The organism is bacterium (assembly GCA_035370465.1).
Classification (GTDB): Bacteria; Ratteibacteria; UBA8468; order B48-G9; family JAFGKM01; genus JAGGVW01.
Window position 1 is genome coordinate 1 of the sequence record DAOOVW010000049.1, and the last position, 11,311, is coordinate 11,311.

At 30.2% G+C, this 11,311-nt stretch carries 13 protein-coding genes and 1 tRNA gene; 10 read left to right on the forward strand and 4 right to left on the reverse strand.

Features of this window, described 5'->3' with window-relative positions; translation table 11 throughout:
• Positions 1 to 110 precede the first annotated feature (110 nt).
• The 3 genes from PLW95_06700 to PLW95_06710 all read left to right on the forward strand — a co-directional run bounded on the left by PLW95_06700 (position 111) and on the right by PLW95_06710 (position 1,308).
• Positions 111 to 371 (forward strand): ribbon-helix-helix domain-containing protein, encoded by a 261-nt coding sequence (locus PLW95_06700; protein HOV22348.1) that lies wholly within the window; start codon positions 111 to 113, stop codon positions 369 to 371.
• Positions 371 to 781: a PIN domain-containing protein gene (locus tag PLW95_06705; GenBank protein HOV22349.1), complete on the forward strand. Its 411-nt coding sequence runs from the start codon at positions 371 to 373 to the stop codon at positions 779 to 781. Before PLW95_06700 ends, PLW95_06705 begins: the two co-directional genes overlap by 1 nt.
• A 371-nt stretch (positions 782 to 1,152) precedes the next feature.
• A complete protein-coding gene (locus PLW95_06710; protein HOV22350.1) occupies positions 1,153 to 1,308 on the forward strand; it encodes a hypothetical protein in 156 nt (51 codons plus the stop codon).
• A 408-nt stretch (positions 1,309 to 1,716) separates the two neighbouring features.
• Here the strand turns inward: PLW95_06710 and yaaA are convergent, their stop codons facing one another.
• Positions 1,717 to 2,877: a peroxide stress protein YaaA gene (yaaA, locus tag PLW95_06715; GenBank protein HOV22351.1), complete on the reverse strand. Its 1,161-nt coding sequence runs from the start codon at positions 2,875 to 2,877 to the stop codon at positions 1,717 to 1,719.
• A gap of 137 nt (positions 2,878 to 3,014) precedes the next feature.
• Positions 3,015 to 3,788 carry a hypothetical protein gene (locus tag PLW95_06720; GenBank protein ID HOV22352.1) on the reverse strand — a complete coding sequence of 258 codons (774 nt, stop codon included), beginning with the start codon at positions 3,786 to 3,788 and terminating at the stop codon, positions 3,015 to 3,017.
• 248 nt (positions 3,789 to 4,036) lie between these two features.
• Here PLW95_06720 and PLW95_06725 point away from each other — a divergent pair, with 248 nt between their 5' ends.
• The 7 genes from PLW95_06725 to PLW95_06755 all read left to right on the forward strand — a co-directional run bounded on the left by PLW95_06725 (position 4,037) and on the right by PLW95_06755 (position 10,414).
• Positions 4,037 to 5,014: a tRNA 4-thiouridine(8) synthase ThiI gene (locus PLW95_06725; protein HOV22353.1), complete on the forward strand. Its 978-nt coding sequence runs from the start codon at positions 4,037 to 4,039 to the stop codon at positions 5,012 to 5,014.
• A gap of 477 nt (positions 5,015 to 5,491) precedes the next feature.
• On the forward strand, positions 5,492 to 6,208 hold the full coding sequence (locus PLW95_06730; protein HOV22354.1) for a UPF0280 family protein: 717 nt from the start codon (positions 5,492 to 5,494) through the stop codon (positions 6,206 to 6,208).
• Positions 6,178 to 6,738 carry an isoprenylcysteine carboxylmethyltransferase family protein gene (locus PLW95_06735; GenBank protein ID HOV22355.1) on the forward strand — a complete coding sequence of 187 codons (561 nt, stop codon included), beginning with the start codon at positions 6,178 to 6,180 and terminating at the stop codon, positions 6,736 to 6,738. The genes PLW95_06730 and PLW95_06735 overlap by 31 nt, the downstream gene beginning before the upstream one ends.
• 173 nt (positions 6,739 to 6,911) lie before the next feature.
• Complete coding sequence (rpsB, locus tag PLW95_06740) at positions 6,912 to 7,682, forward strand: 30S ribosomal protein S2 (GenBank protein ID HOV22356.1); 771 nt, start codon at positions 6,912 to 6,914, stop codon at positions 7,680 to 7,682.
• Positions 7,672 to 8,259 (forward strand): elongation factor Ts, encoded by a 588-nt coding sequence (tsf, locus tag PLW95_06745; protein HOV22357.1) that lies wholly within the window; start codon positions 7,672 to 7,674, stop codon positions 8,257 to 8,259. Before rpsB ends, tsf begins: the two co-directional genes overlap by 11 nt.
• A gap of 21 nt (positions 8,260 to 8,280) precedes the next feature.
• A complete protein-coding gene (locus tag PLW95_06750) occupies positions 8,281 to 8,553 on the forward strand; it encodes a hypothetical protein (GenBank protein ID HOV22358.1) in 273 nt (90 codons plus the stop codon).
• Entirely contained in the window at positions 8,540 to 10,414 is a 1,875-nt protein-coding gene (locus PLW95_06755) for a DUF3857 domain-containing protein (GenBank protein ID HOV22359.1), read from the forward strand. The genes PLW95_06750 and PLW95_06755 overlap by 14 nt, the downstream gene beginning before the upstream one ends.
• A gap of 98 nt (positions 10,415 to 10,512) precedes the next feature.
• On the opposite strand, the gene PLW95_06760 is transcribed toward PLW95_06755, so the two are convergent.
• Positions 10,513 to 10,791, reverse strand: a complete 279-nt coding sequence (locus PLW95_06760; GenBank protein HOV22360.1) for an HU family DNA-binding protein — start codon at positions 10,789 to 10,791, stop codon at positions 10,513 to 10,515.
• A 249-nt stretch (positions 10,792 to 11,040) separates the two neighbouring features.
• A tRNA-Leu gene (locus tag PLW95_06765) sits at positions 11,041 to 11,126 on the reverse strand.
• Between the last annotated feature and the right edge of the window lie 185 nt (positions 11,127 to 11,311).

Sequence of the window (11,311 nt, forward strand, 5' to 3'; positions counted from 1 at the left end):
GGTTATAGTTCCCTTTTATTCCAAAACAAAACATCCCTTCTTTACAAATAAATTTTAAAGAAGTATAATAGTATTAATATTAGTTGGTAATAATAGTAGGAGGAAAAAAAATGAAAACAGATATAGCAACAAACTTATATTTTCCAAAAGAACTCTATGCTGATATGAAAAAAATATCTAAAAAATTAGGCATATCAATTGCTGAATATGTAAGGCAGGTTGTCCAGAAAGATATTGAATCTCGTATTAAAGAAATAGATTGGGAAAATGACCCTCTTTGGGATATTATAGGAATTGGCGAAACAAAAGAATCTGACATATCTATTAATCACGACCACTATCTTTATGGTGGACAAAAAAAGGAAAAATAATGAGAAGTATTTTTGCAGATACATCAGCCCTCTTCTCCTTGATAGACAGAACTGACCGCTATCATAAGAAAGCAATAGAGTTATCTAAAAAAACTCGCAAAGAGAATTTAGAAATAGTTATTTCAGACCACATTTTATCTGAAACAATTACTCTTGTCAGAAATAAAATGGGTTTTCCACAAGCATCTCTTATGGGTATAAAACTATTTGATTCCAGAATTACAACTTTAATTATCGTAGATGAAAATATATTGAAAATGGCATGGGATATTTTTTCAAAATATACTGATAAAGATTTCAGTTTTGTTGATTGTATTTCTTTTGCTGTTATGAAACAAACAGGAATAGACACTGCTTTTACTTTTGACCATCATTTTGTAGAAATTGGATTTAGGATATTAGGAAGATGAAGAAAAAAGGGAAAAACAAGAAGGGACTATCTTAAAAATACTTTACAAAACTACCTGTTTATTCAAAAATTTAGAACACTTCGTAAAAAGATGATGAAAAAAAGTTTCCGTATTTATACTGACTGAAAATCCCGCAAATTTTAATAACTATACAGTTAATACCAATTTGACAACGGACATAGAGTAAATATTTTCCCCTCACCTATCCTCTCCTCTCAGGGGAGAGGCTCGCCCGTAGGGCTACGCCCGAGGGGAAGATATCCCTTACCCACAAGTTCCCACTTTGAAAAACCGACTAAGGAAGCAAAGGGGAGCAAAGCAGAGTTGGTGCGTTATCGTCTTCCAGATAGCACAACGGGGATGGAGGGGGATTGTTCTACACAGTCAGTTTAAGGAAAGCATACGAACCAGCCCTACAAGGTAGAGATAAGATAAGCAGGCGGGATTTAATAAAAGGAGATACAGAGAAATCCACCCTAACCCTCCTTTACAAAGGAAGGGAGAGAAAGGAACAGAGTGGATTTTGAAAAATATACCACAAACTTTGTTGCATTATTTGAAAAGTGATAAAGTAAGAAAAATGTAGTATTTTTCAATTTTATAAAAGAAAATAGGAGCAAAGGGAATCTCTTTATCCAAGAGGATTGTAGAAGATGTGGGTAAGGGATAGGAGGGGAAGGGTGATGGGGGTAGTTCCTTCTACCCAATGGGGAGAGGGTATGGGTGAGGGGGCTGATTTTTATTACACTTTTTGATGTAAAAATAGTATGAATATCTTAGTGTCCAAAAATATGGGAATTTAGGAAGGAAAGTTTCCGTATTTATACTGATAAGGAATATTTTTGAATAGGTCTTATAAAATATACATAATTTAATCCCTACTGTTATATTTTTTAAGATGGCTTATCCATACAAAGAGTTCTAAAAATTCCTTTTTAATGAGAAATACTTTCAACTTTGGCACCACCTACTGCTCTAATATTAAGTATCTTTTTATTTTTATCCACTGGGTCTTTAATATAAGGGTCTACATGAACTCGGTAAAAATCATTAATTCTAAAACGGTAAAAGGTCTCTCCATCTTTCTGTATTTTTTCTGTTTTAAGACCTGCGTGTTCAGGATTTTTTATATATAATTTCAGGTTTTGGAGGAATTTTCCATAAATTTCTTTTGGTAATTCTATAATCTGAGAGAGAACTTTATAATTAAAGATAATTTTTACTTTATGTATTGATTCAATTTCGTCAAATTCTGATGGTCTTTCTATGGAAGTGACTATTTGATTCACCTTCTCCTGAAGTTCATAGGACTCTTCTTCTCGAGGCAACTTTAATTCTTCTAATTCTTTTTTTCCCTTAATGAACCATATTTTTTCATAAGTTGTTTGAAAGTACTTAATTTTGTTCATTAAATTTAGTAATTCGGAATCTTCCCCAGTTAAACCTTTGTTTTGTAAAAAATAACCTATTGCTGGTAAAACTGATGGACCTGCATTTTGCTCTCCATATATGTGAAATACATCATATCCTCTTGCCTCAAAATACTCCCAGTCAACAATTTCTCTATATAAGTCCTCTCCTGTACAATCAACTAATACATCTATATTGTTCCTTTGCACAAATGATTCAAGAATAAAAGTTGCTATTTCTCCTTTCCATATATCTATTATCAATTGAGAGTCCCTTAAATGGAGTGAATAACGTTGTATAAATTCTTCTGGTAAAACCCATCCATAAAGTCCAGAAAAAATAAGAACCTGATGTCTCCTATTTTTCCATGTCTCTTTGTCAATTTCTTTATAAATCCTTCCACAATATCTTTCATACGCTGGCAAAAATTTCGCTTCTTCTTTTCCTCCAAAATCAAAACTATTTTTCAATTCCTTATTATATGGTAAATCCTTCAAAATTTTTTTCTGTCGTGTAAAACCGCCGTTTTTGATGTGAGTAAGGTTAAATTGTCGTCCTTCCATTAAATAAGAAATGCATTCTGAAGATATATAATTACAGATAGAACTTTTATAATTATAGTTAGTTATTCCACCTTCAATCTTACCGTTAGAACAGGTTATTATAAAAAGAATATTTTTATTCATTTATTTCTCCATACTGATATGTTATGATATATTAAAAATAACATCAAGTTTACTCTTTAAATATTATTTCGCATGAATTTACTTCTTTGGTTATGCCCTTCCATTTAAATCGCTGTTTTTTTAAAAAAGCAATCAATTTACAAAGATACGATTTTCTTGCAATTTTTGGGCTTTTTATAAAATTGTTCAAAATCTATTATTTGATCAATTTTAACAACACATTTAACAAAAGAATTATTGGCTTTTTTTAAAAGTTTTATATGCTCGTAGAGAACATCCTCTTTAATTGCTTTACTACCAAATGAGAATCTCCCTTGATTTAATTCTTCTTCTTTTATCTCTATATAATCTTTTACGGGAATACCCAAATATTCAGGATGTATTTTATGTTTAACTTCATTTGCTAAATCATAAATTCTCTTTCTTCTTTTGCTTTCTTCCTTGTTTTCATTCCAATAAGGCAATAAGGTTCTATATATTTTATTTTCTATACAAGTATTTCCCTTTTTTAAATAATCCATAATTTTCTGAAAATTTGTAAGTTTTCTCTCCTTTTCTTCGGCCGATCTCCCTTGTAAATTTTCTTTAGAAAATTTAATTCCCAAAAAACATCTTAGCAATTGTGCTAACTTATCCCAACATGCAGGTAACAAAACAAGTCCAGAAGATAAATGATATGATTTAATTGCCATTCTAGATATTTTATTGTGAACATTTTTGTGTTGATTGGTATATGCCATAGCTATTGAGTAACTAAGCCATCTTTGAGTATGATAAATCTGATATTTCCAAAAATCTACTTTATATTTTTTTAGTATAGTAAATTCATAAACTTCTTCTCCCCAAGTATCATCTATTTGTTTTATATATCTTTGAAATTTATCATCTCTTTTAGGTATCTTCTTTTTCATTTGATTTCCCCCTCTATCCCCGTTGTGCTATCTGGCAAAATCCACCCCGACCCTCCTTTATAAAAGGAGGGAGAACGCACCAACTCTGAGGCACAAGGTAAGCAACTTCAGTCGGTTTAATAAAGGGGAGAACCAAAAAGAGGAGAAGTATATGGGATAAAGGGGAATTAAAGGAATATTATTTGGTGGCAAATTTGTATAAGAAAAAAAATACTTTTTGTTGGTTGCATATTGAGGTAAAATTGAGTATGATGAAAAAAGCGCTCGGACTTGTTTCAGGAGGACTTGATAGTTTAATTGCAATTTCTCTTATTAAAGAACAGAACTTTGATGTAATAGGTGTTTTTATTTTAACCCCCTTTATATCTAAATTTGGTGAAGAAACAATAGAGATTTTAAAAAAACAATCCTCCGAATTAAATTTTAAACTCTGTGTAGTTCCAATTGATATTGATTACATAGAAATTATAAAAAATCCCGTTTTTGGATATGGAAAAAATCTAAATCCATGTATTGATTGTCATATTTATATGTTAAAAAAAGCAAAGGAAATTATGGAAAAAGAAAATGCTTCTTTTGTTTTTACAGGGGAAATTTTGGGACAAAGAGGGAAATCACAAACATTGCAGGCACTAAAAATAATAGAAGAAAAGTCATCTCTAAAAGGAAAATTATTAAGACCCCTTACTGCTTTGAATTTACCAGAGACAGAAATTGAAAAAAATGGGATTGTTGATAGAAATAAACTTTTAGGGATAAAAGGAAAAGAGAGAAAAATGCAATTAACTCTTGCAGAAATAAAAAATTTAAAATTTTTTTCTTCTCCTGCTGGTGGATGTTTATTGACTGATTCTCAATTCTGTAAAAGGTTATCTGATATTTTTAAATATAATGTGGATGCAGAAATTAATGACTACTATCTTTTGCAAGTTGGACATCATTTTAGAATTTCTCCAGAAACTAAACTTGTAATTTCAAGAAATAGAAAAGAAAGTGGGAAAATTTTAGAATTATTTAGCAATAAAGATATAATTATTCTTTCATCAGATGTCAATAAGGATATAATTGGAATAATAATTGGGGGTTTTTCAGAAATTTGTCTTAAAATTTTTGCTTCATATATTTCAAAGTCACCTGTTTCAATAATTATTGAGGAAAAAGGTAAAAAAGAAGAAAAAATAGTTCAACCAGAAGAAAAGTTTTTATATAAGGCATACTTAATTTAAGAATAAATAATGGCGGTGTAAAGTAAAAAGGACCCCCCTCATCCGAGCATTCTCCCCAACGGGGAGAAGGACGAAAATCCCCTCTCTAACTCCCCTTTATTAAAGGGGAGAATTAAAAATGGGAATGACGCATCAACTCTGTTTTGCTACTCTTTGCTTCTTTAGTCGGTTTTACAAAGAGGGGAAATATCCCCCCTCATCCTGCACCTTCTCCCTAACAGGGAGAAGGACGAAAATCCCCCTTTAAATCCCCCTTAATCCCCGTTGTGCCTATTGAAATACATTACGGCACCAACTCTGTGTGCTAAACTTTGCTACTTTTATCGGTTTACAAAGGGGGAAGTATTTGGGAGAACGCACCAAGTCTGAAAAACAAGGTAAGCAAATTTAGTCGGTTTATCAAAGGGGGAATGGGGATATTTATCTTAAACTCTGTACTTCTTACCTGGTGAATACTTAAAATTTAAGGAAGGGAAAATGGGAAGAGAAAGGTTTTACAGAAATATAATGAAAATAGATAATTTAAAGAAATTTGAAGTAAAAGTTAAAGAGACAGACCTTCTTATTTTTGCAGAAAAAGACATTAAAAAAGAAATTGAAGAGGAGGTAAAAAAACAAAGAAGAATTATAGAGACATATATAAAAAAGCATCCTGAATTTTATCTTTCCTTTTCTCCTGTTGATGTTGAAAATGATGAAGAAATAATAAAACTTATGTCAATTTCATCCAAATTAACAAAAACAGGACCAATGGCTTCTGTTGCAGGATGTATCTCAGAAGTTATCGGGAAGAAATTTTTATCAATTTCAAAAGAAATATTTATTGAAAATGGGGGGGATATTTTTATGAATTTAAAAAATGAGGTTAAAATTGGTATTTATGCAGGGAGTTCCCCTTTTTCAATGAAAATAGGTATAAAAATTAAAAAAGATGGTCCATATGGTATAGCAACATCAAGTGGAACAGTTGGACATTCTTTCAGTTATGGGGATGCAGATGCAGTAACTATAATTTCAAGTTCTGCCACTTTCGCTGATGGAGCAGCAACTTACTTTGGAAACCTTATAAAAGGTAAAATTGATAAAGAGGTAATTGAAAAAGAAATTGAAAATTTTCCATTTGTTGATGGAATTTTAATTATAAGAGGAAAGGAACTTTTTGTATGGGGAAATATGGAATTGGTAAAATTTTAAAAAAGAGAAGTACTTTTGGATGGCTTTTTTTTGTTGTAATTGCTATTTTTGGAAAGGGGAATTTAAAACAGATTTTAATTGGTTTTTTTATAGTGGTAATTGGAGAGTTTTTCAGAACTTTTGCCTCTGGAATTATAAAGAAAAACCAGGAAGTAGCAAAAGATGGTCCCTATAAATGGTGCAGACATCCTTTATATTTTGGAAGTTTTTTAATTTCAACAGGGCTTCTAATTTCATCTTTTAATATAGTTCCTCTTTATAATATAATTCCTCTTATTTATTTTTTAATTTTTTTCCCATTGTTTTATATACCAACGATGAAAAATGAAGAGAAATTTTTAAAAGAAAAATTTGGAGAAGAATATACTGTCTATTCAAAAAATGTTCCTGCTTTTTTCCCATTGTTTAAAAAAACAAAAAAAGAAAATTTTTCTTTCACACAAGTCAAAAAAAATTCTGAATATTACAACTGGATTGCTATTTTTCTTGTTTATTTGGTCCTTGTTTTGAAATTATTAATAATTTATTGATAGGAAATTATTATTTCAAGTTCTGTTATAATAAGGAACTAATATAATTTATTATTTTTCAATATATGCGTTGATTTTCCTTTTTTTTTATGTTAAAGTAAATAATGTTGACATTATTTTGGGAAATTTAGTAAAATAATTAGAATTAACTTTAAAAATAAAAAAGGATAATAATTATGGAAATTGAAATTCAGAATTTGTTAGAAGCGGGTGTTTATTTTGGACATCCATCAAGACAGTTTGACCCTCGTATAAAACCATACTTATATGGTAGAAGACAGGGAATATACATTATTGATATTGAAAAAACCATTGAAAAATTAAAAGAGGCAGGGGAATTTTTAAAAAAAGTCGCTGCAAATGGAGGAAAAATTTTATTGGTTGGGACAAAAAAACAGGCACAGACAATAATAAAGGAAATTGGGGAAAAATGTGAAATGCCTTATGTAAATTATAGATGGATTGGTGGTACTTTAACAAATTTTAATGAAATAAGAAAAAGAATTAACCGCCTAAAGGAAATTGAGGACTATGAAAAATCAGGAAAAATAAATCTCTACACAAAGAAAGAAGCACAACTACTAATGAAAGAAAAAGAGGATTTGTTAAAAAAGTTTGGTGGTATAAGAGATATGGAAAGTTTTCCTGATGCGATTGTTGTTGTTGATGTGAGAAGGGAAATAAATGCAATAAAAGAAGCAAAAAAAGCAAATATTCCAATAGTTGGTATTGTTGATACAAATGGCAATCCCGAAATAGTTGACTATCCTATTCCAGGAAACGACGATGGATTTAAATCAATCAATTTGTTACTCTCGGTTATTTCTGAATATATATTGGAAGGTAAAAAAGAAGGTGCATATGTAGTTGAAGAAAAGAATAAAGAATCAAAAGAAGATAATAAGGGAGAAAAAAGTACAAAAGAGGAGAAAAATGAAAGCTGATATAGATAAAATAAAGGAATTAAGAGAAAAAACTTCATTAAGCGTTATGGAGTGTAAAAATGCCCTTGAAAAAACAGGTGGTGATTTGGAAAAAGCACTGGAATATTTAAAAAAGAGGGGATTTGAAATGTCAGAAAAAAAAGAATCAAGAGAAACAAAAGAAGGACTTATTGGCTCTTATGTTCATATAAATGGAAAAGTTGGTACATTGGTAGAAGTAAATTGTGAAAGTGATTTTGTCAGTAGAAATGAAGAATTTAAAGAACTCGTAAAAAATATCTGCTTGCAGATAACAGCAACAGGCCCAAAATATATTGATAGGAATTCTGTTCCTGATGAAGAAAAAAATAAAATAAAAGATATAGTTAAAGAAGAATTTAAAGATAAAAAAGAAGAAATAATAGAAAAAATTATTGAAGGCAAATTAAATGATTTTTATAAAGAAAATGTTTTACTTGACCAGATTTATGTTAAAGATGAAAATATAACTGTGAACGAATATATAAAATCAAAAATTGCAAAATTAGGGGAAAATATAAAAGTAAAAAGGTTTTCAAGATTTGAAATTGGAGAATAAAATTTAAGAAAGGAGGAGAGTATGGAATTTGAAATTGGATATATGCTGGCATTAGTAATTGTTGGTCTTTCTTTTATTGGTTTTTTTCTTGCAATGATGATTAACGAGATTAATAAGAAGAAAGGAGTAGTAATTTTTATTCTATCACTCATACTTTTTGGATTTGGAATTTACTATTATTATGTTGTAGGCCAATGGCAAAAAATGAAAGGAGGTCCATCAGTTAACAAATTTAATTATTACTTAAATATTTATAGTCCTTCTCCTTCAATACTTCCTTATGAAAACAATTAAAATTTTCAAGTTATGGTTTTTCGTCTTTTTTAGTTTTATTTTTTATGTTTTTCCCCAAAATAATTTTTCTTATGATGAAGAATCTTCTGTTTATTTACTTGATTATGCCAAAGTTGAGGTTGATTCAAACTTTAAAAGCAAAACATTAATACATCAAAAAATAAAAATAATCGGACAAAAGGGAAAAAGATTTGCAGAGTTGAGAATACCCTATGATGCTGACCGACAAAAAGTAAAAATAATATCTGCACTTACAATTACTCCTGAAGGAAAAATTCTTAAAGCGACTAAAGAAAATATAAAAATTGTTACACCAGCAGAACTAACTGAATATACTGCTCTTTATCCAGGAGTAAAAACAATTTGTGTTAATCTTCCAGGAGTAGAAATAGGCAGTACAGTTGAATATAAATATGAAATATATACATCCAGACCACTTATAAATGGACATTTTTATGATGGATTTTACTTCCAGTCAGTAGAACCATTTCTAATTTCTAAATACGAACTTAAAATTCCCAAAAAAATAAAAATTTTTATATATGAAGAAGGGATTAAGTTAAAAGAAAAAAAAGAATCTTCTGCTTACACAACATATATCTGGGAAAATAATAATGCTAATCCAATTATAGAAGAACCATTTATGCCCCCACTTTATGAAATTGTTCCAAGGGTTTATATAACAACATTCAATTCCTGGGAAGAAATTGGCAAGTGGTATTACAATCTATCAAAAGATTGTTCAAAACCAGATGAAAACATTATAAAAAAAGTAAATGAATTGATTGAGGATAAAAAAACTGAAGAAGAAAAAATTTCTGCAATATATAACTTTGTCTGTCAGAAAATAAGGTATGTTGGAGTTGAACTTGGCCCATATGGTTTTAAACCGCATGATGCAAAAGATGTCTTTCACTTAAAATATGGTGATTGTAAAGATAAAGCCAATCTTATGAAAACAATGCTTGAAATTGCTGGAATAAAATCATATATCACCCTTGTAAATACCGATGGAAAAATAGAAAAAGATATTCCTTTCCCAGGACAGTTCAATCATGCAATAGTTGCAATAGAAAATAATAATAATTTTCTTTTTCTTGACCCTACATCTGAGGTTTATCGTTTTCCTCAAATACCTCCATCAGACCAGAATAAGTATGTTCTAATTTCCAAACCAGGATTACCTCTTGAAAAAACACCTCTTTTTGCTCCTGAAGAAAATTACATAAAAAGGAAAATAAATACAACCTTATATGAAAATGGAGATATGCTATCCAATGTAGAAATAGAAACAAATGGTTTATATGATGCTATTTTTAGAAGTAGTTTTATATATCTTAAAGATATTGAAAGACAAAGGGCGCTTTCTTCTGAACTAAATAGTATTCTCCCTGGAACTAATTTAATTTCATTTGAAATTGAGGGAATTGAAAATTTAGAAAAAAATGTTATAGAAAAATATTCATTTAAAACAAACTCATTTGCAACCGTAATAGCAGAACATAAAATAATTTTTACCCCTGGAATAATAGACACACTTAAAGATACTTCTATTGTCTCATTAGAAAAAAGAAATTTTCCATTAAGATTTGGTTATCTTTTTAAGAAAGAAGAAATTGTAGTTTATACACTTCCTGAAAATTTTAAAGTTGAGATTTTACCTTCTCCTATTGAAATTGATAATAACTTTGCTACTTTTAAATATGAAATAAAAGAAAATGATGGGAAAATTTATTATAGAAGAATTTTTGAAATTAAAAAGGATGAAATAACGATAGATGAATACAATGATTTTAGAAATTTTTATAGAACCGTATCAAAAATTGACCGCCTTCCAGTTATTCTTACAAAAATTGAATGATTCATTTTTACTTTCTTTAAATGGGTTTTTCATTTCCATCTTAAACGAACAAGATGAAAGAAACATAATTGAAAAAATTAACAAAAGTATTAATTTTTTCATTCTTCGTCTCCTCTATTTTTTTTGCTTAATGATGGTTTAAAAATAAGTTTTTCACCTTCTGGAATAATAATTTCCTCACCTGTTTTTAAATTTCTGCCAATTTTCCTTTTCCTTTTCTTAAAATAGAAAACACCAAATCTTCTTAATTCTACTCTTTCTTTTTCTTTAAATGCCTCTGAAACAACTGATAAAAATTCATCAACCACTCTCCTCACAAGATGCCTATTCAAGCCAGTTCTTTCTGCAATTTTTTCTATTATTTCTTTTTTGACCATTTTTTATCTCTATATTCTGTGGAGGACTGTCCTCCACAATATCACACCCGCTGGGATTGTTCTTGTTCATCACAATCCCTTACTTCGCTCCCTTCAACTTCCTCTTCAATGATGTCAATTATGCCGGAGGAGGGAGTTGGCGCCCTCGCATCCCACAACTGCTCGGGTCGGCCACCCGCTGGGATTGTTCTTATTCATCACAATCCCTTACTTCGCTCCCCTCAACTTCCTCTTCAATGATGTCAATTATGCCGGAGGAGGGAGTTGAACCCTCACGGAGTTTAAGCTCCACCGGATTTTGAGTCCGGCGCGTCTGCCAGTTCCACCACTCCGGCTGTACTCTTCTTTTACAGCTCTACTGACGACCTATATTCTTACAAAATTTCTCTGCTTGTCACAGTTGTGCTACAATTTTCTTCTTTTTTACTTCTTTTTCTATAATTGCTGTTTTTTTCTCGTTTGCTCAAATTTTTCACTCTCATCCGCACCAGCTCGGCGTAAGCAAATCATAGTGAAGTAT